Raw genomic sequence first — 18,705 nt, 5'->3', positions numbered from 1 at the left:
CCTCGGTTCCAGCGGTGGCCCGCCGTCCGGCAGCCCGCCTCCCGGCAACGTCGAGGAGTGGATCCGCGAGGCCATCAAGATCCTGCAGGCCAACGGCATCCCGGTCACCGAGGACAACATCGACGAGATCTGGAAGATCATCGAGAAGGAGTCCAGCGGCAACCCGCACGCCATCAACCTCTGGGACTCGAACGCCCAGAAGGGCACGCCCTCCAAGGGCCTGATGCAGTGCATCGACTCGACGTTCAACGCCCACAAGCTGCCAGGCCACGACGACATCTGGAACCCGGTGGACAACATCATCGCCGGCGTTCGCTACACGTTCTCGCGCTACGGCGGCTTCGAAGGCCACCCAGGCCTCAAGGCAATGGCCCAAGGCGGCGGCTACCAAGGGTATTAACCGGTCGCTCGATCGGGTGGACTTTGTCCGGAACCCGGCACTTCTTCCTCTAGTCATTCGTGACGGAAATGTGCCGAGTTCTGCTTATCCACACCCACTCGGGTAGGGAATGTCCCGAAACACTGTTGCAGTTTCTCCCGCATATGCGGAAGCGCGGGGGTTGCGGCCGAAGGCGAAGGGCGGAACGGACAGAGGAGGTGATCGCTCGGATGGCGAACGGCCCCGCCGGGCCGTGCCGGCTTTTCGGGGTTGCGAGCCGGCTTGAGCGACGCCTGGCGCGGGCGGGGTTGCGCCGGATCACGGAGACGCGGGCCGGAGTGAGAGTTGGCCTGCGGTGGGCGAGCCCGGGAAGCGAGAAGGCCTGGGAAGCGAGAAGGCCCTGGGGTGAGCGAGCCTGGAGTGAGAGGCCTGGAGTGTGCGCCCGAGACGGCGGGAGCTGGTGGGGTGGTGGGGAGTTAGCCTGGCGGCATGCTGACCGTGGCTGCCCGCGCCGACGTCCCACCCTTCCACGTCATGGACGTGCTTTCTGCCGCAGCGCAGCGGCAGCGAACCCACGGGGACGTGGTCTCCCTTGCCGCCGGGCAGCCTTCGAGCCCGGCACCGCGGCCCGTGCGGGAAGCTGCGGCGCGGGCCCTCAGCGAGCACGCGCTGGGGTACACCGAGCAGTTGGGGATTCCTGAGCTGCGCGGTGCCATCGCGAGGCACTACAAGCGGCAGTACGACCTCGACGTGACGCCTGACGACGTGGTGGTGACGACGGGGTCGTCGGGGGCGTTCACGTTGGCCTTTCTGGCCGCGTTCGACGCTGGGGATCGGGTTGCCCTGGCGCGGCCCGGGTATCCCGCTTACCGCAACATCCTGAAGGCGTTGGGGTGTGAGGTTGTCGAGTTGCCGTGCGGGCCCGAGACGCGGTTCCAGCCCACGGTGGAGATGCTCGACCCCGGCCTCAAGGGTGTGATCGTGGCCAGTCCGGCCAATCCCACCGGGACCGTCGCCAACGTCGAGCCGATTGCGCGGTGGTGTGCGGACAACGGGGTGCAGCTGGTCAGCGACGAGATCTACCACGGGATCAGCTACGGGGAGCCGTTGCGGTGTGCTTGGGAGACGTCGCGAGATGCGATTGTCGTGAACTCGTTCTCCAAGGCGTTCGCGATGACCGGGTGGCGGCTGGGGTGGATGTTGCTGCCGGAGCGGCTCAGGCGGGCAGTGGACTGTTTGACGGGCAATTTCACGCTTTGCCCGCCTGCGTTGGCCCAGTTCGCCGCGGTTGGGGCGTTCAGCGAGGAGGCCTACGCGGAGACGGCGGAGCACCTCAAGCGGTACAAGGTGAATCGGGATCTGCTGCTGGAAGGGCTGACGAACCTCGGGATCGACAAGCTGGCGCCGGCGGACGGGGCGTTCTACGTGTACGCGGACGTCAGGCATCTGACGGACGACTCGATGGGGTTCTGCCGGCGGTTCCTGGACGACACCGGGGTCGCGATCGTTCCCGGCATCGACTTCGACCCGGTGGACGGACATCACTTCGTGCGGATGTCGTTCGCGGGATCCACGCAGGACATCGAGGAGGCGCTGCGGCGCCTGAAGGCGTGGCTCTGACAGCAACGAAACCGGGAACGAAACCGGCCCTCGCGGAGCATCGAAGAGGCCCAGCCCAAGGCGGGGCCGTGCGGGACACCGAAGAGGCCGAAGGCTTGAGAGCGCAACAAAGCGGGCCCACCGAACGTTCACGGTAGGGAGAAGGGGAGGGCCTATGTGGGCGATCATCGGGTGGCTGGTGGCGATCTGGATCGTGCTGGCCGTTGTCGGGGCCGTGGTGAAAGGGTTGTTCTGGCTCGCTGTGATTGGAGGACTACTCCTCGCAGGCACGGCGGCTTACGGTGCGATCAAATCCAAGCGATGACCCTGGATTAAACCGAACAAACCGCTCACCATGGGGCGGTGTTGCTAGCCAACGAGGCCCGCCTCGAGCGGTGGGAACGAAAGGTCGAGTGGCCGTTGACGGCTCTCGCCGTGCTTTTTCTCGTCGTGTACGCGTGGCAGGTGTTTGATGATCACGGGAGCATGCACCTGGCGCTCGAGATCGTGTTGTGGCTGGTCTGGGCCGTGTTTGCGGCCGACTACGCGACGAGGTTCGCCCTTGCGCAGAACAAGATCCAGTTTCTCAAAACGCATGTCCTCGATCTTGTCGCGGTTGTGTTGCCCATGGTGCGGCAGCTCAGGGTTCTCAGGCTGATCACAGTCGTCACGCTGCTGAACAAGAAGTTCCAGCACAAGATCAGGCAGAGGGTCAGCATTTATGTCACCGGCGTGACGATGATCGTCGGCTTTTGTGCCAGCCTGGCGGTGCTGGACGCGGAAAGGCATGCGGAAAACGCCAGCATCACCACGTTCGGGGACGCGTTGTGGTGGACGATGACCACCATGTCGACGGTCGGGTACGGCGACCGCTATCCCGTCACGGCTGAGGGGCGGCTGGTCGCGGCACTGCTCATGGTCGGCGGCATCGCGTTGCTCGGTGTCATCACCGGCACGATCGCCAGCTGGCTGGTCGAGAAGCTGCGCGGCGTCGAGGAGGCCGAGCTCGAGATCGTGCAGGAGCTGCGGAGCCTACGCTCCGAGATCGCCGAACTCCGCGCGGAGCTCAGCGCGCGCAACAAGAGCTGACGTCCACAAGCGCGCGTCCCAGCCCGCCACCAAAGCTCCCTCCACATTGGACAGGCGGTCGTCGAAGAAGATCACGTCGGACGAACCGATCACGGACTCCACGTGCTTCCAGATCGCCGCGTCCGGCTTGGCGTAGCCGAGGTCGCCGGAGAAGATCAGGTGCCGGAAGTGCTTGGCCCACGGCACCTTCTCGGCCAGCCGCGCGAACGTCACGGGCGCGTTCGACAGCAGCGCCAGAGGCAGCCCCAACGAAGCGAGGTCCTCGATCAGCGCAACGGTTTCCGCCACCGGATCGTCCAGCCAACCGGCGTTGTCCATGGCGGTCATCTCTTGCACGACAGCGTCATCGAGGCTCAGCCCGAGCGAAGAGCCGATCGACGACCAGTACGCTGAGTCCGACCCACCTCGGTCGTAGGCGTCACGGTCCCAGTACGCGGCCTCGAAGGCATCCAACGACACTCCGAGCCGAGCCGCCATGGAAGGCAGCGCCGGGTTCCGCTGGCTGATGACCTCGCCGAAGTCGAACACGATCCAGCGCATCTCAGGCGTCCTCTCGTAGCCGGCGCAGCAGTTCGGCGATGTCGGACGAGTCCACGTCGCCGTGCGTCACGAACCGGACCTTGCCGGACATCGGACTGGCGTAAACCCCGACATCGCGCATCGAACCCAACGTCTTCTCCACGTCTGGGACCGACGCCAGAACGATGTTCGTCGCCGGCTCCTCCACCTCCCAGCCCAGCGACCGCAACCCGGCGGCCAGGGCGGAGGCGTTCGAATGGTCGGCCTCCAACCGCGAGATCCGGTCCAGAGCGACCAGACCGGCAGCAGCCAGGACCCCACCCTGCCGAACCCCGCCACCGAGCATCTTCCGAACGCGACGAGCCTCGACCACGAAAGACGAAGACCCGGCCACCACGGACCCGACCGGCGCCCCGAGCCCCTTGGACAGGCACACCTGCACGGTGTCCGACCCCACGGTCAGAGCGGCAGGCGGCACCCCGAGAGCGACCGAGGCGTTCCACAGCCGGGCACCGTCCAGGTGCACGGCCAAGCCGGTGGACCGAGCCGCGGACACCAGCAGCGCGTGCTCGTCGGGCGCGGTCACCGTGCCACCGGACGCGTTGTGCGTGTTCTCCAGACACAACAACGTGGTGCGAAGCCCGTAATAAGGAGACTCGCCACCGCCAGCGGCCACCACGGCTTCCGGAGACAGGACCGGCAGTCCGTGCGGCATCCCGCCCGCCAGCCACGCGGCGGTCCCGAGCTCGGCGTCCAGAACGTGCGCACCCAGGGGCGCAAGGAACCGGTCACCCCGCCGCAAGTGCACGAACAGCGCGATCAGATTGCCCATGGACCCGGAAGGAACCCACAGGGCGGCCTCGACGCCGAGCAGTGCGGCGACCCGCTCCTCCAAGGCAGCCATGGTCGGGTCGTGGTCCAGCACGTCGTCGCCGACCTCGGCCGACGCCATCGCGCGACGCATTTCCTCGTCCGGCTGGGTGACGGTGTCCGAACGCAGGTCGATGGGGGTCACGACCCGATCACATCACATCCGGTGAACGACCGAGGGGGTGATGTAGCTCTCGCCGGAGGTTCGTGCAACCGTTGTTGCCTCAGATTCCGTCCGGTAAGTGCAACTCGAGGAACGAGCGGAGAGCAGTCCGCGTGGATCAGCGCGACGAGCAGGAGTTCGCGGAGTACTTCGTGGCTCGCCGTGAGGCCGTGCGCCGAACGGCATACCTGCTGTGCGGCGACTGGCACCGCGCTGACGACTTCGCGCAGACAGCGTTCGTAGCGGTGCACAGGAGGTGGCGGAAGATCCGGGACAAGCAGGCTCTCGACGCCTACGTCCGGCGCACCGTCGTGCGCGCGGTGATCGACGAGTCGCGCAGGCCCTGGCGGCGCGAGAAGTTCACCGACGTGCTGCCGGAGTCGCCGGCCGCGGACAACGAGATCGGCGACACCGTGGCGACGCGCGAGGCGCTGATGAAAGGCCTGCGCAGAGTTCCGCCGCGGCAACGGGCCGTGCTCGTTCTGAGGTTCCTCGAGGGTCTCGACGTGACGGCCACGGCCGAGGTGCTGAAGTGCTCGGAAGGAACTGTGAAGAGTCAGACCGCCCGCGGGCTGACCGCGTTGCGGGAAGCTCTTGGTGACGCCATCGACGATCTGCGACCGGCGTCGTGAACACGAGCGAGAGGAGGACGTAGATGGATGAGCAGAAGCTCGCGGACCTGTTCCGCGACGCCGCACACGACGCACCACCGGCGTCCTTCGACGCGAGTGACGTCCGAAAGGCTTCGCGACGCGCCACTCTCCGCAGGCGCAACTCGATCGCCGCCGGCACTACGCTGGTCGTGGTGCTCGGCTTCGGCGGTGCCGTCGCGGCCAACGGCTGGTTGGCTCAGGACAAAGCCGGCAACACGATGGCAGGTTCTGGGCAGCAGGGGAACGACACGGCACAATCTCCGCAGACTGGACCGATGACCGCCCTGGAGGCCCAACCGCCCGCCAAGAACTCTCCTGGCGACCCGTCCACGCAGGGGGACGGGGTCACGCCGGGGAGCACCGGTCTTCCGACCGGTGAACGCGCAGTGCAGGGCTGCGCGGGTGTGGACCGAGAGCTCGCCGACGCCCTCGCCGGAGAGCTTTCGGTCTCACCGGAGCACGCGGAGCCACCGAAGGTGACGTGTTCGCCTGACTCCCGCGCGGCCGCGTTCAAGATCGACGGCCTGACGATCACCGCGATCGTCACAGCGCAGCCTTTCGAGGCGCCCGCGGGAGCGGAGAAGGTGAAGACCGTCGGCGACAAGGACCTGTACGTGTTCACGCAGGGCGACGGTGAGCTGAAAGGCCAGGCCAAGCGGTTCGCGGACGCACTGGCTCCGAAGTTCTGAGCGGCCGCCAAGTACTCTGGCGCGACTATGACGGCAGCAACCCCCAAGGGTGAGCGCAGGAGGCAGGCGCTCGTCGAGGCCGCGGCCGAACTGCTCGTGGAGGGCGGCTTCGACGCGGTCAGGCACCGCGCGGTCGCCGAACGCGCAGGTCTGCCGCTCGCGTCGACCACGTACTACTTCGACTCGCTGGACGAGCTGATCACCGCGGCGGTCGAGTTCCACGGCCACAGCGAGCTGGCGAGCTGCAAGCAACGCCTCGCGACGATCTCGGAGCAGCTGACCGACGACGACGTGCTGATCGAGCTCATCCTCGACCTGCTGATCGGCCAGGACGTCACCGACACCGAGACGATGCTGCTGCGCTACGAACGCCTCGTCGCGACCGGCCGCCGCCCGTACCTGCGGCCGTTGATGCGCGTGCTGTCCAAGGAGCTGCACGATCTGATCGCCGACATCTTCGCCCGCTCAGGCCGCGACGTCCCACGCGACCGGATCGAGGAGTTGATCGCGCTGGTGGACGGCTCGGTGGTGAACTCGTTCATCGAGCTGAAGTCCGACCCACGCGGTGTCGCGGCCAGGATGCTCCGTTCGGCTCTTTCGCGTCACGGGTGATGCAACCTCGCGTTCCTCCGATGCGTTCCCCTTGTTGAGGACGCGAGAGGGGAACGCATGCGCAAGGCCGATGAGCAGGGCTTTCGCGAATTCGCGGCGGCCAATGCCGCGTCTTTGCGGCGCACTGCCTATCTGTTCTGTGGCGACTGGCACACGGCTGAAGACCTGATGCAGTCGAGCCTCATGAAGATGTACATGGCCTGGAAGCGCATCAAGGACCTCGACAACCTGATCGCGTACGCCCGCAAGGTGCTGCTGCGCACCTGGCTGGACGAGAAGCGCAGGCCGTGGCGCAGAGCCGAGCAGCGGGACGGGGAGCTGCCGGACGCCGCTGACGCCACCGTCGATCCCGACACCACCAGCGCGAAGCTGTGGGCGCGGGAGCTGGTGCACACCGCGTTGCTGCAGGTGCCGCCGAGGCAACGAGCGGTGCTCGTGCTGCGTTATTTCGAGGACCTGTCGGTCGCCGAGGTGGCGGTGGCCATGGGTTGTACCGAGGGAACGGTCAAAAGCCAGACGGCGCGTGGTCTCGCGACACTGCGCACCATCGTGGAGAAGCTCGACAGCAGTTCGGGGAGGGTCGCGTCGTGAGTGAGCAGGAGATCCGCGAGGGAATGCTGCTGGCCGTCTGGGACGAGCCGCCGCTCGACTTCGACCCCGACACGCTGATCAAGCGGGTCGAACAGAAAAAAAGTCGCCGACGAGCGCTGGTCGGTGTGGGCGTGGCTACGGCGGTGATCGCCGTGGCGTCGTTCGCGCTGCCGGGGCTGCTGCCGCGCGACCGGGGCGGCCAGCTCGCCTCCGAGGGCCAGACGACCTCGTCCACGGCCCCGAGCGAGCCGGCGGAGAAGAAGGCTCAGCGCATCGGCGACAAGCTGGCCGAGAAGCTCGCGCTGACGATGACCAACTTCAAGGAGGTCTACGCGGCGCTCCGTCCCAACGGCTTCAGCTACCCCCCGAACCTGACGTCGACGGCGCCCAGGAAGCCGTCCGACCCTGAGCTTTCGGGCTACGTGTTCCTGACCGATCACATCGGGCCGACCTCGCTGCGCGTGCAAGGCATGAAAGGCCAGTTCTCCACGAAGGACTTCTGCTCCAGCGCCGTCGTGTGCCGCAACGTGCAGCAGAACGACGGGACGACCGTCATCGAGGCCGAGTTCAACGAGGGGGGCACGGAGATCGCGCGGTCCGAGGTGGTGCGCCAGTTCCCGAGCGGGTACTACGTGACGATCTCCAGCCACAACTACAACCCCGCGTCGAGCAGCGGTCTGCGGCAGACGGTGCCGGTGCGTGTGGAGGTGCTCACAACGCTGGTCACGGACCCGAGCATCGACTGGGAGTGAGTCCCGCGTGCACTAACCTGGCGGGGTGAGCAAGCCGCGCATCGCCAACGTCCTCGCAGGTCGCTACGCCTCCACGTCGCTCGCGACGCTCTGGTCGGCCGAGCACAAGATCGTGCTGGAGCGCCAGCTGTGGATCGCCGTGCTGCGTGCCCAGGCGGCCGCGGGCATCGAGGTGCCGGCGACCGCGATCGCCGACTACGAGCGCGTGCTGGAGCAGGTCGACCTGGAGTCGATCGCGGCGCGTGAACGGGTGACGCGGCACGACGTGAAGGCGCGCATCGAGGAGTTCAACGCGCTCGCGGGCCACGAGCAGGTCCACAAGGGCATGACTTCGCGCGACCTGACCGAGAACGTCGAGCAGCTGCAGGTGCTGCGCTCGCTGGAGCTGATCAGGAGCAAGGTCGCGGCGGTGCTCGGACGGCTGGCGCGGCTCGCGGCGGAGCACTCCGATCTGGTGATGGCCGGACGCTCGCACAACGTGGCCGCGCAGGCCACGACGCTGGGCAAGCGGTTCGCGACCGGCGCGGACGAGCTGCTGGTGGCGTTCAGCAGGCTGGACGAGCTGATCGCGCGGTACCCGTTGCGCGGCATCAAAGGCCCGGTCGGCACCGCCCAGGACATGCTGGACCTGCTCGGAACGCCGGAGAAGCTCGAGGAGCTGGAACGCACGGTCGCCGGTCACCTCGGCTTCGAGCGCGTGCTCACGAGCGTCGGCCAGGTGTATCCGCGCTCGCTCGACTTCGACGTCGTGTCGACGCTCGTGCAGCTGGCGGCGGCGCCGTCGTCGGTGGCGAAGACCATCCGCCTGATGGCGGGCCACGAGCTCGTGACCGAGGGCTTCAAGCCCGGCCAGGTCGGCTCCAGTGCGATGCCGCACAAGATGAACACCCGCTCGTGCGAGCGCGTGAACGGCTTCGCGGTGATCCTGCGCGGCTACCTGTCCATGGTCGGCGAGCTCGCTGGCGACCAGTGGAACGAGGGCGACGTGTCGTGCTCGGTGGTCCGCCGGGTCGCGCTGCCGGACGCGTTCTTCGCGTTCGACGGGCTGCTGGAGACGTTCCTGACGGTGCTGGACGAGTTCGGCGCGTACCCGGCCGTGGTCGCGCGTGAGCTGGACCGCTACCTGCCGTTCCTCGGCACGACGAAGGTGCTGATGGCGGCCGTGCGCGCGGGTGTCGGACGCGAGACCGCGCACGAGGCCATCAAGGAGAACGCGGTGGCCGTCGCGCTGGCGATGCGCGAGCAGGGCCTCGCGGAGAACGACCTGCTGGACCGGCTGTCCGCCGACTCCCGCCTGCCGCTCGACCGTGCCGCGCTCGACGCGCTGCTGGCCGACCGCCTGTCGTTCACCGGCGTGGCGTCGGCGCAGGTCGCGTCTGTGGTGGAGCAGGTGGCGGCGATCGTCGACAAGTACCCGGCCTACGAGCCGGAGCCGATTCTGTGATCGTTTCCAGCCTGCTCGTCTACCCGGTCAAGGGGTGTGGCGGGTTCTCCGTCACGTCCTCCGCCGTCGACCTCACGGGGTTGCGGGACGACCGGATGATGATGCTGGTCGACGACGAGGGCGTCTTCCTGTCGCAGCGCAAGGTGCCCGCGATGGCGGCGCTGCGACCCTCCCTCGTGGACGGTTCGCTGCTGATCGGCGGGGAGCGGTTCCCTCTCGTCGTCGACGGGCCTCGGGTCCCGGTGGTCGTGCACACGTGGCACGGATCCGGAATCGACCAGGGAGACGCGGCGGCCGCGTACTTCTCCGACGCCCTGGGCAAGTCCGTGCGGCTCGTGCGGACGCCACCGGACCTGCGGCGCGAGACGACCGGGGAGACCACCGGACTGGTCGGATACGCCGACGGCAGCGCGGTGTTGATGACCTCGCTGTCCTCGTTGGACGCGCTGAACGAACGGATCCTGGAACGCGGCGGCGAGCCCGTGCCGATGGATCGCTTCCGCCCCAACGTGGTCGTGTCCGGCTGGCAGGAACCGCACACGGAGGACCGGGTGCGGCGCGCGGTGATCGGTGACGTGGAACTGGCCTACGCCAAGGACTGCGTGCGGTGCGCCGTGCCGATGGTCGACCAGCGGACCGGGCTGAAGGACGGGCCGGAGCCGATCCGGACGCTCGCCACCTACCGCCGTGACCCTGACGGCGGCGTGACCTTCGGGATGAAGGCGGCCGTCATCAGCACCGGCACCATCAGGTCCGGCGACAAGATCGACGTGCTGGAGTTGCGTCCCTAGGCCTTCTGCCAGCGCAGACGGCCGCCGCGGTTGTCGTCCTTGCGGCAGACCAACTGCTCGCCGAGGAAGCCGATGCCGCGCGCGCCTTCGGGATTGCACCGGCCGCCTTCGCTGACGAACAGGCCCTGCTGCGGCGGCTCGCTGGTCGTCGTCGGCCGCGCGGGCGGCGGTGCCTGCACGGGTGGCGGCTTCGGCTGCGTGGTGGTCGTCGTGGTGGTCGTCGTCGTTGAGGTCGTGGTCTTGACCGTGATGTCGGCGACGTCCGGGGTCGGCACGATGCTGACCGACTGGGTCGTGCTCGTGTTCTGCGAGCCCGACGACGGCGACGAGATGGGGGTGGAGTCGATGCTCCACCCTGCGACGCCCAGCACGATGAGCAGTCCCGCGCTGGCCAATGCCGGGATCCACAACGCCTTTCGGGTGAGCACGGAGTGCACCTTAAGGCCCTTCGGGCTTGATCTGTAGGGGTGAAGGGGTGTAGGTCGGTTTCGCCGAAGACGTGCACGTAGGCTGACCAGCGTGCCAACGCTCGCTGACTACCAGCACGTCGCCCGCGGCAAGGTTCGCGATCTGTACGACGTCGACGACGAGTTGCTGCTGTTCGTCGCGTCCGACCGCATCTCGGCCTACGACCACATCCTGAGCACGGAGATCCCGGACAAGGGTCGTGTGCTCACCGCGATGAGCGTGTTCTGGTTCGAGCGGCTCACCCCGAACCACTTGGTCGCCTACGACGACCCGCGCATTCCCGCCGAGGTCCGCGGCCGGGCGCTGCTGGTGCGCAAGCTGGAGATGGTCGACGTCGAGTGCGTGGCGCGCGGGTACCTCACGGGCTCGGGCATGGCCGACTACCAGGCGACCGGTGCGGTGTGCGGGATCGAGCTGCCGGCCGGGCTGGTCGAGGCGTCCGAGCTGGACCCGCCGATCTTCACGCCCGCGTCGAAGGCCGAGATCGGGGCGCACGACGAGAACGTGTCGTTCGACGTCATCGCCGCGAAGCACGGTGTCGAGCTGGCGTCGAAGCTGCGTGACCGCACGATCGAGCTGTACAGCGAGGCGCGCGCGTACGCGCTGACTCGCGGCCTGATCCTGGCGGACACGAAGTTCGAGTTCGGGCTGGACGCGAGCGGCGAGCTGATCCTCGCGGACGAGGTGTTCACGCCGGACTCCTCGCGGTACTGGCCGGCCGAGGGCTACGAGCCCGGTCGCGTGCAGCCGTCGTTCGACAAGCAGTACGTGCGCGACTGGCTGACCTCCGATGCCTCCGGGTGGGACCGCAAGAGCGACGCCCCGCCGCCTCCGCTGCCCGCGGACGTCGTCGAGGCCACCCGCAACAGGTACGTCGAGGCGTACGAGAGGCTTACTGGCCGGTCTTTCGCTGACTGGCTCGCGTGAGTTAGCTCCGGTTTCACGCGGATGTCACCACGGCGTGGCGCACTCAGAACGTGCACTCACAGCTCGTGGTCTCACTGTCCGGCATCGGTCCGCAGACACTCGACCGATGCGCTGATCTTGCCGCGGCCCTTGATCCGCGGCGGGTGCCGTTGTCGCTGCTCGTGGTACCTCGCGAGCTCGGCAGGGCGCAGGAATGGGTGCGGCATCGCGCCTCGCTCGGCGACGCCGTCGTGCTGCACGGTCTCGGCCAACGGCGGTTGCCCGCCCACGAGGCGGGGTTGTTGTTGATGGGCGCGCGTGTCCAGATGGACGCGATCGGGCTCAACGCCGACACCTTCGCGCCACGTCGTTGCGTGGCGTCGCCGGGAACGTTGATCGCGCTGGCCAAGCACCGGTTCAACCGGTGCGCCGACGCGCACGCCGTGCGTGACCTCGGCACCGGGCTCGCGACGCTCGGCCGCCTGCACGCGTTGACCGAACGCAGCAGCTTCGGTGAGCTGCGAACACTGGCGCTGGTCTACGCGACGGCACGGTCCGCACGCCGCGGTGGGCTGACCAGGATCACCGTGGACGCTCGCGATCTGCACCGGTCAGGCGCGAGGCAGGCCGTGCTCGACGCCGTGGACGTCGCTCTCGCCCACGACGCCGCGCCGACCACCTACGTCAGACTGCCGTCACCTCGCCAGGCGTCAGCGGCTTGATCTCGGTGCTCTCCGGCTTGAGCATCTCGAAGATGCGGTAGGCGTTCTCCGGCATCGACAGCAGCTTCTCGTGGATCGGCACGGCGGTGCGGGGCTTGACCGCGCGGAGGAAGTCGACGGCCTCGCCGAGCCGCATCCACGGCGCGCCCGTGGGCAGGCCGAGCACGTCGACGTCCTCGTCCGGCACGAACAGCGAGTCGCCGGGGTGGTAGAACGCGCCGTCGCCGACCACGTAGCCGGTGTTCGGCACGATCGGGATGTCCTCGTGGATCATCGCGTGCCTGCCGCCGACGACCTTGACCGTCGTGTCGCCGACTTTGAGCGTTTCGCCCGGTTGGGCGACCGTCGGATTTTCGACGCTCGGTGCTGATCCCTCGTCCACGATCAGCTGCGCCCGCGGGTTCGCCCTGAGCAGCGCGGGCAGCCGTTCGGTGTCCAGGTGGTCGTAGTGCTGGTGCGTGATCAGCACCGCATCCAGGTCTTTCGCGTCCTCGAACCCGCTGGAGAACGTGCCGGGGTCGATCAGGATGCGCGTTGTCCCGGAGTCGAGAAGCACGCAGGCATGACCGAAATGGACAACTCGCATGGATTCCTCCATTACCGACGTTTGGCGGGCTGACACGGTCAGGTGACGTCGGAAGTATCAAATGGTATGAGGAAAACCCTGCAACTCCTCACGGCACTGGCGCTCGCCCTGCCGATGACGTCCTTTGTCCCTGCAACCACCACCTCTACACCTGCTCAGGCTCAGGCGCCTCAGGCGCCTCAGTCGCAGGAGATCGGCACCGAGGAGTCGCTCTCGGTCCGCGTGGGTGGAAAGTCCCTTTCGACCGTGATCGACCGGCCAGGCTCCGGGTACGTGAAGATCCACTTCGCCGATCTCCGGATCCTGCCCGGTGACGTGCTGACGGTGTCGAACCCTGACGGCACCGAGAAGTACACGTACACGCGGGACCTGAAGGCCTCCCAGACCGCGACGATCGACAAGACCGGCTTCTGGGCCATGTCGATCACCGGCGAGAAGGCGGTCGTGTCGCTGACGAACCCGCTCAGCCGCGTGCGGATCGACAAGATCACGCGCGGGTACACCGAGGCCGAGATGTCCTCGCAGCCGTCCGTGCAGAGCATCTGCGGCACGAACGACTACAAGGACGCGGTCTGCTACCAGTCCAGCAACCCGACCGAGTTCGGGAAGACCAAGTCCGTGGCGAAGCTGCTGCGCAACGGCAGCTCGCTGTGCACGGCGTGGCGGGTCGGTCCCAACAACCGCCTGCTGACCAACAACCACTGCTTCACGAGCACCACCGGCATCGAGGTGTGGTTCAACTACCAGTGCCCGACCTGCGGCGGGACGGCGTCCGCTCCGACGACGAAGGTGCTGGCGTCCCAGGTCCTCAAGACCAACGCCGGGCTTGACTACACCCTCTTCACCGTGAACAACTTCGCGGCCATCAGCTCGTTCGGCTACCTCGAGCTGGACGCGCGCGTCCCGGCCGTGGGTGAGGAGATGTACGTCGTCGGCCACCGGCCGGGAAGCTCAAGAAGTTGTCGTTGCGCGACAACAACAACGGTGGCGGCTACTGCATCGTGCGCGCGGTGCGCGTGAACGGCAGTTCGTCGCAGTCCGACATCAGCTACATGTGCGACACCGAAGGCGGCTCGTCCGGTTCACCGGTGCTGTCGAGGCGCACGCACAAGGTGATCGGGCTCCACCACTTCGGCGGCTGCCCGAACCAGGGCGTGCGCATCGACCTCGTCGCCGCGCAGATCAACTCCCTGCTCTGATCAACTCACCGCTGCAAGGATCTCGTCCTCCTCGGCGGGGCTCAGCCCCGCCTTGCGAGGCCTGTCCAGCCCGAGGCCGCGCTCGTACTCCAGCGAGTCGAGCGCGGTCTCGGCCAGCGGCCGCTGCCTGAGCCCGTTGGCCAGCGCCGCGTTGACGTCGCGGCTGGTCATCTTCGCGAAGTCCTTCGGCAACCACAGCGGAAGCGACCGCGGCCCGCCCCACGGGTTGATCCCCAGCTTCTCCAGCACGCTCTCCTGCACGGAAACGAGCTGCGTGTCCTGCGGCGCCACCGCACCGGCGATCTCCCCGATCGCCATCTGGAACGGCATTACCGGCCCCACCGAGTCGTAGGTCCCCGTGATGCGCTCTTCCGCGGCCAGCACGATCCACTCAGCCAGGTCGCGCGCGTCGATGTGCTGGAAACTCAGGTCGGGGCTGTCCGGCACCACGACCCGCCCGCCCTGCGACAGCCGCGCCGGCCAGTACCCGAACCGGTCCGACGGGTCGTTCGGCCCGGTGACCAGCCCTGCCCTGACGATGAACTCACGGCCGCCGACCGCCTCCCTGACGGCGTTCTCGCTGGCCACCTTGACGCTGCCGTACCGCTCCGACGAGAACTCCGCCGCCGGGTCGTCCTCGAGGGGCGGGAGGAGCTCGTCGCTGCCCGACGCGTGGTCGGCGTAGACCGAGATGCTGGACACGAACGTCCAATGCGGCGTCGTGGCCCCGAACGCCTCCAGCGCGTCGCGCACCCAGTTCACCGAGTACTTCGCCACGTCGATGACCGCGTCGAACTGCTCACCGGCCAGCTGGTCGAACGCACCCGGTTTGTTTCTGTCGATCGGGATCAGGCGTGCGCCTTCGGGAACGCCACCCGAGGCGCCGCGCGCGCCACACACCACCTCGTGGCCTCGGCGGACAGCCTCCGCCGTGATGGCCTTGCTGAGGAACACGGTTCCGCCGAGCACCAGGATCTTCATGATCTCCAGCATCCGTCCGATCCGGCGCGAGTGCCAGCGCTCTCTGCTTTCGGCGTAACGCCTCGATCGGCTGGACTTCTTTCAGTACCGTTCGGCCCCGGTCGATGGACGTTTCGTGAGTCTGCACGCCTTCGTCGACGAGTCGAGCACTGGTGAGCACACAGGACGAGTTGCTGTGGATTCCGGACGTGGTGGCGTGGTGTCACGGCGCCGAGGGCGACTGGGCCAGGCGCGTGCACTCGCTCGTCGCGAAGGAGACGGCGATGGACAACTGGTCCAGAAAGCGCGAAGCACGGCGGCCGACCGTCCGGACGGGCACCGTGCTCACTTCCTCGGCCTACGGGGCCTTGGCGAGATCTACTCGCCCAAGCAGCGCGGCCATGACAAGCCGGTTCACCCGATGGTGAAGCCCCGTGAAGATGTGCCCCCGACCACGTGTCGAAGAGATGAACGCCCAGGTCAGGTAGGCTCCCGAGGTACCGCCAGCCCTTCAAACCCGGGAGCAGTCTGTCGTGGCCCGAGTCGTCGTCGACGTCATGCCGAAGCCCGAAATTCTCGACCCCCAAGGCCAGGCGGTGGCGAACGCGCTGCCACGCCTCGGCTTTGACGGCATCACCGCTGTCCGTCAGGGCAAGCACTTCGAGCTGGAGGTCGCCGACGACGTCGACGACGCCACGCTCGCCAAGATCGCTGAGACCTTCCTCGCCAACCCCGTGATCGAGGACTGGATCGTGCGCAGGGTCGAGGCATGAGGGTCGGTGTCATCACCTTCCCCGGCACGCTCGACGACGTCGACGCGCAACGGGCCGTGAAGTACGCCGACGGGGAGGCCGTGCCGCTGTGGCACGGCGACCACGATCTCAAGGGCGTTGACGCGGTTGTGGTGCCCGGCGGGTTCTCGTACGGCGACTATCTGCGGTGCGGTGCCATCGCGAGGTTCGCGCCGGTCATGCAGGAAGTGATCGAGGCCGCGAACAAGGGGATGCCGGTTCTCGGCATCTGCAACGGTTTCCAGATCCTCGCCGAGGCGCACCTGCTGCCCGGCGCGCTCGTCCGCAACCACAAGCTGCACTTCGTGTGCCGCGACCAGTGGCTCAGCGTCGAGAACAACACCACCGCCTGGACGAGCCGCTACGACCTCGAAGCCGAGATCCTCGTGCCGCTGAAGTCGGGTGAAGGCGGCTACCAGGCCGACGAGGACACCCTCAAAGAGCTCGAAGACAACAACAGGGTCGTCTTCCGGTACGTCGGCGAGAACCCGAACGGCAGCCGCAACAACATCGCGGGCATCACCAACGCCAAGGGCAACGTCGTCGGCCTCATGCCGCACCCCGAGCACGCCATCGACGCGCTCACCGGTCCGACTGACGACGGGCTCGGGATGTTCCTGTCCCTGCTCGACACGGTGGTGAAGGCATGATGATCGACACCGTCAAGAACGCGGAGAGCACTCCCGACCAGGAGCAGCCCTACAAGGAGCTGGGCCTGAAGGACGACGAGTACGCGCGCATCAAGGAGATCCTCGGCCGCCGCCCGACGGACGCCGAGCTCGCGATGTACTCGGTCATGTGGAGCGAGCACTGCTCCTACAAGTCGTCCAAGGTGCACCTGAAGTACTTCGGCGAGACCACGACCGACGGGATGCGCTCGAAGATGCTCGCGGGCATCGGCGAGAACGCCGGCGTCGTCGACATCGGTGACGGCTGGGCCGTCACGTTCAAGGTCGAGAGCCACAACCACCCGTCGTACGTCGAGCCCTACCAGGGTGCGGCCACGGGTGTCGGCGGCATCGTCCGCGACATCCTCGCCATGGGCGCGCGGCCGCTCGCGGTCATGGACCCGCTGCGCTTCGGCAAGCCGGACGCCGAGGACACCAAGCGCGTGTTGCCCGGCATCGTCGCCGGCGTCGGTGGCTACGGGAACTGCCTCGGCCTGCCGAACATCGGCGGCGAGGTCGTGTTCGACGAGTCCTACCAGGGCAACCCGCTGGTCAACGCCCTGTGCGTCGGCGCGATGCGGGTCGAGGACCTGCACCTCGCGCACGCGTCGGGCACCGGCAACAAGGTCATCCTCTACGGCGCGCGCACCGGGCTCGACGGCATCGGTGGCGTGTCGGTTCTCGCGAGTGAGACGTTCGACGACAGCGTCGGCAAGCGCAAGAAGCTGCCGAGCGTCCAGGTCGGCGACCCGTTCACCGAGAAGGTGCTGATCGAGTGCTCGCTCGAGCTCTTCGAGAAGGGCATCGTCGTCGGCATCCAGGACCTCGGCGGCGCCGGCCTGTCCTGCGCGACGAGCGAGCTGGCGTCCGCCGGTGACGGTGGCATGCACGTGTGGCTCGAGCGGGTGCCGCTGCGGGCCACGGGCATGACCCCGGCGGAGATCCTCTCCAGCGAGTCCCAGGAACGCATGTGCGCGGTCGTCGAGCCCGCGAACGTCGAGGCGTTCATGGAGGTCTGTCAGAAGTGGGACGTCATCGCCACCGAGATCGGTGAGGTGACGGACGGCGACCGCCTGGTCATCACGTTCAACGACGAGGTCGTCGTCGACGTGCCGCCGCGCACCGTCGCCCACGAGGGCCCGGTCTACAACCGGGCGATCCAGCGGCCGGCCGACCAGGACGAGCTGCAGGCGAACACGCCGGACAGCCTGCCCCGGCCGGAGAACGTCCTCGCGCTGATCAAGACCATGGCAGCCAGCCCCAACCTGGCCTCCAAGAAGTGGGTCACGCAGCAGTACGACCGGTACGTGCGCGGTGGCACCGTCCTGGCGCAGCCCAGCGACTCCGGCATGATCCGGATCGACGAGGAGACGCACCGCGGTGTCGCTCTCTCGACGGACTGCAACGGCCGCTACACCAAGCTCGACCCGTACGAGGGCGCGCGGCTCGCGCTGGCCGAGGCCTACCGCAACGTCGCGGCCACCGGTGCCACGCCGGTCGCCGTCACGAACTGCCTCAACTTCGGCTCGCCGGAGGACCCCGCGGTCATGTGGCAGTTCGAGCAGGCCGTGAAGGGCCTCGCGGACGGCTGCGCCGAGCTGGGCATCCCGGTGACCGGCGGCAACGTCAGCTTCTACAACCAGACAGGTTCCACGGCGATCCTGCCGACGCCGGTCGTCGGCGTGCTGGGCGTGATCGACGACGTGCGGCGCCGCATCCCCACCGGGATCGGGGCCGAGGCCGGCGAGACGCTGCTGCTGCTCGGCGAGACGCGTGAGGAGTTCGGCGGGTCGGAGTGGGCGCACCACGTCCACGGTCACCTCGGCGGTCTGCCCCCGAAGGCCGACCTGCAGCGCGAGAAGCTGCTCGGCCAGATCCTCGTCGCGGGTTCCCGTGACGGCATGGTCTCCGCCGCGCACGACCTCGCCGAGGGCGGTCTGGCCCAGGCGCTGGTCGAGACGTGCCTGATCGGCGAGACGGGTGCGCGGGTCTTCCTCTCCGGCGACCTGTTCACCGAGCTGTTCAGTGAGTCCGCCGGCCGCGTGCTGGTCGCCGTGCCGCGCACGGAGGAGCAGCGCTTCACCGACATGTGCACCGCGCGCGCTCTGCCGTGGCGCAAGGTCGGTGTCGTCGACCCGGAGTCGAACGCGCTGGAGATCCAGGGTCTCGGTGAGCTCCCGCTCGACGAGCTCCGCGAGGCCTGGGAGGGCACCCTCCCTGCCCTGTTCGACTAGCTGTTCGGCGTCTGCAAGTA

The 18,705-nt window shown here is 67.8% G+C and carries 24 protein-coding genes; 19 read left to right on the top strand and 5 right to left on the bottom strand.

What is annotated here, in order from left to right; translation table 11 throughout:
• From FXN61_RS03325 to FXN61_RS03310, 4 genes are all read left to right on the top strand, one after another.
• Positions 1-400: transglycosylase SLT domain-containing protein (locus FXN61_RS03325; protein WP_167970073.1), on the top strand; the 400-nt coding region annotated here is incomplete at its 5' end.
• A gap of 468 nt (positions 401-868) precedes the next feature.
• Entirely contained in the window at positions 869-1,999 is a 1,131-nt protein-coding gene (locus FXN61_RS03320) for a pyridoxal phosphate-dependent aminotransferase (RefSeq protein ID WP_167970071.1), read from the top strand.
• 154 nt (positions 2,000-2,153) lie between these two features.
• Positions 2,154-2,303, top strand: coding sequence for a hypothetical protein (locus tag FXN61_RS03315; RefSeq protein WP_166049133.1), 150 nt, complete (start codon positions 2,154-2,156; stop codon positions 2,301-2,303).
• Positions 2,304-2,341: 38 nt separating this feature from the next.
• A complete protein-coding gene (locus FXN61_RS03310) occupies positions 2,342-3,067 on the top strand; it encodes a potassium channel family protein (protein ID WP_167970069.1) in 726 nt (241 codons plus the stop codon).
• Here the strand turns inward: FXN61_RS03310 and FXN61_RS03305 are convergent.
• Together FXN61_RS03305 and FXN61_RS03300 are read right to left on the bottom strand one after the other, a co-directional pair.
• Positions 3,011-3,607 (bottom strand): HAD-IA family hydrolase, encoded by a 597-nt coding sequence (locus FXN61_RS03305; protein ID WP_167970067.1) that lies wholly within the window; start codon positions 3,605-3,607, stop codon positions 3,011-3,013. The two genes, FXN61_RS03310 and FXN61_RS03305, sit on opposite strands and share 57 nt — an antisense overlap.
• A gap of 1 nt (position 3,608) precedes the next feature.
• Positions 3,609-4,550 (bottom strand): threonine aldolase family protein, encoded by a 942-nt coding sequence (locus FXN61_RS03300; protein WP_167970086.1) that lies wholly within the window; start codon positions 4,548-4,550, stop codon positions 3,609-3,611.
• A 182-nt stretch (positions 4,551-4,732) separates the two neighbouring features.
• On the opposite strand from FXN61_RS03300, the gene FXN61_RS03295 reads away from it, so the two are divergent.
• From FXN61_RS03295 to FXN61_RS03265, 7 genes are read left to right on the top strand one after another with little or no spacing between them, the layout of a single operon-like run.
• The gene (locus tag FXN61_RS03295; RefSeq protein WP_167970065.1) at positions 4,733-5,251 is read left to right on the top strand and encodes a SigE family RNA polymerase sigma factor; all 519 of its coding nucleotides are present in this window, start codon (positions 4,733-4,735) and stop codon (positions 5,249-5,251) included.
• A gap of 23 nt (positions 5,252-5,274) precedes the next feature.
• Complete coding sequence (locus FXN61_RS03290; RefSeq protein WP_167970063.1) at positions 5,275-5,961, top strand: hypothetical protein; 687 nt, start codon at positions 5,275-5,277, stop codon at positions 5,959-5,961.
• Positions 5,962-5,988: 27 nt separating this feature from the next.
• Entirely contained in the window at positions 5,989-6,573 is a 585-nt protein-coding gene (locus FXN61_RS03285; protein ID WP_167970061.1) for a TetR/AcrR family transcriptional regulator, read from the top strand.
• A gap of 57 nt (positions 6,574-6,630) precedes the next feature.
• On the top strand, positions 6,631-7,164 hold the full coding sequence (locus FXN61_RS03280) for a SigE family RNA polymerase sigma factor (RefSeq protein ID WP_167970059.1): 534 nt from the start codon (positions 6,631-6,633) through the stop codon (positions 7,162-7,164).
• Complete coding sequence (locus FXN61_RS03275; protein ID WP_167970057.1) at positions 7,161-7,916, top strand: hypothetical protein; 756 nt, start codon at positions 7,161-7,163, stop codon at positions 7,914-7,916. Before FXN61_RS03280 ends, FXN61_RS03275 begins: the two co-directional genes overlap by 4 nt.
• Before the next feature lie 25 nt (positions 7,917-7,941).
• On the top strand, positions 7,942-9,360 hold the full coding sequence (gene purB, locus FXN61_RS03270) for an adenylosuccinate lyase (RefSeq protein WP_167970055.1): 1,419 nt from the start codon (positions 7,942-7,944) through the stop codon (positions 9,358-9,360).
• Positions 9,357-10,151 carry an MOSC domain-containing protein gene (locus FXN61_RS03265; protein ID WP_167970053.1) on the top strand — a complete coding sequence of 265 codons (795 nt, stop codon included), beginning with the start codon at positions 9,357-9,359 and terminating at the stop codon, positions 10,149-10,151. Before purB ends, FXN61_RS03265 begins: the two co-directional genes overlap by 4 nt.
• Here the strand turns inward: FXN61_RS03265 and FXN61_RS03260 are convergent.
• Entirely contained in the window at positions 10,148-10,579 is a 432-nt protein-coding gene (locus FXN61_RS03260; protein ID WP_167970051.1) for a hypothetical protein, read from the bottom strand. The genes FXN61_RS03265 and FXN61_RS03260 overlap by 4 nt on opposite strands.
• Positions 10,580-10,670: 91 nt before the next feature.
• Between FXN61_RS03260 and FXN61_RS03255 the strand changes: the two genes are divergently transcribed.
• Together FXN61_RS03255 and FXN61_RS03250 are read left to right on the top strand one after the other, a co-directional pair.
• Positions 10,671-11,546, top strand: a complete 876-nt coding sequence (locus tag FXN61_RS03255; RefSeq protein ID WP_167970049.1) for a phosphoribosylaminoimidazolesuccinocarboxamide synthase — start codon at positions 10,671-10,673, stop codon at positions 11,544-11,546.
• 50 nt (positions 11,547-11,596) lie between these two features.
• Positions 11,597-12,247: a polysaccharide deacetylase family protein gene (locus tag FXN61_RS03250; protein WP_167970047.1), complete on the top strand. Its 651-nt coding sequence runs from the start codon at positions 11,597-11,599 to the stop codon at positions 12,245-12,247.
• On the opposite strand, the gene FXN61_RS03245 is transcribed toward FXN61_RS03250, so the two are convergent.
• Positions 12,210-12,833, bottom strand: a complete 624-nt coding sequence (locus FXN61_RS03245; RefSeq protein ID WP_167970045.1) for an MBL fold metallo-hydrolase — start codon at positions 12,831-12,833, stop codon at positions 12,210-12,212. The two genes, FXN61_RS03250 and FXN61_RS03245, sit on opposite strands and share 38 nt — an antisense overlap.
• Before the next feature lie 66 nt (positions 12,834-12,899).
• On the opposite strand from FXN61_RS03245, the gene FXN61_RS03240 reads away from it, so the two are divergent.
• Together FXN61_RS03240 and FXN61_RS03235 are read left to right on the top strand one after the other, a co-directional pair.
• Positions 12,900-13,853 carry a trypsin-like serine peptidase gene (locus tag FXN61_RS03240; protein ID WP_167970043.1) on the top strand — a complete coding sequence of 318 codons (954 nt, stop codon included), beginning with the start codon at positions 12,900-12,902 and terminating at the stop codon, positions 13,851-13,853.
• On the top strand, positions 13,844-14,032 hold the full coding sequence (locus tag FXN61_RS03235) for a trypsin-like serine peptidase (RefSeq protein ID WP_167970042.1): 189 nt from the start codon (positions 13,844-13,846) through the stop codon (positions 14,030-14,032). The genes FXN61_RS03240 and FXN61_RS03235 overlap by 10 nt, the downstream gene beginning before the upstream one ends.
• Here the strand turns inward: FXN61_RS03235 and FXN61_RS03230 are convergent, their stop codons facing one another.
• A complete protein-coding gene (locus FXN61_RS03230; RefSeq protein WP_167970041.1) occupies positions 14,033-15,013 on the bottom strand; it encodes an NAD-dependent epimerase/dehydratase family protein in 981 nt (326 codons plus the stop codon).
• Between the two features lie 152 nt (positions 15,014-15,165).
• Between FXN61_RS03230 and FXN61_RS03225 the strand changes: the two genes are divergently transcribed.
• From FXN61_RS03225 to purL, 4 genes are all read left to right on the top strand, one after another.
• Positions 15,166-15,420: a hypothetical protein gene (locus FXN61_RS03225; protein ID WP_167970040.1), complete on the top strand. Its 255-nt coding sequence runs from the start codon at positions 15,166-15,168 to the stop codon at positions 15,418-15,420.
• Positions 15,421-15,525: 105 nt separating this feature from the next.
• The gene (gene purS, locus FXN61_RS03220; protein WP_167970039.1) at positions 15,526-15,765 is read left to right on the top strand and encodes a phosphoribosylformylglycinamidine synthase subunit PurS; all 240 of its coding nucleotides are present in this window, start codon (positions 15,526-15,528) and stop codon (positions 15,763-15,765) included.
• Positions 15,762-16,433, top strand: coding sequence for a phosphoribosylformylglycinamidine synthase subunit PurQ (gene purQ, locus FXN61_RS03215; protein ID WP_167970038.1), 672 nt, complete (start codon positions 15,762-15,764; stop codon positions 16,431-16,433). Before purS ends, purQ begins: the two co-directional genes overlap by 4 nt.
• Positions 16,433-18,685 carry a phosphoribosylformylglycinamidine synthase subunit PurL gene (gene purL / locus FXN61_RS03210; protein ID WP_188134630.1) on the top strand — a complete coding sequence of 751 codons (2,253 nt, stop codon included), beginning with the start codon at positions 16,433-16,435 and terminating at the stop codon, positions 18,683-18,685. The genes purQ and purL overlap by 1 nt, the downstream gene beginning before the upstream one ends.
• Positions 18,686-18,705 lie beyond the last annotated feature (20 nt).

It is taken from the genome of Lentzea indica, from assembly GCF_012184385.1.
GTDB classification, from domain to species: Bacteria; Actinomycetota; Actinomycetes; order Mycobacteriales; family Pseudonocardiaceae; genus Lentzea; species Lentzea indica.
This window is presented reverse-complemented; position numbering and strand designations above follow the sequence as displayed.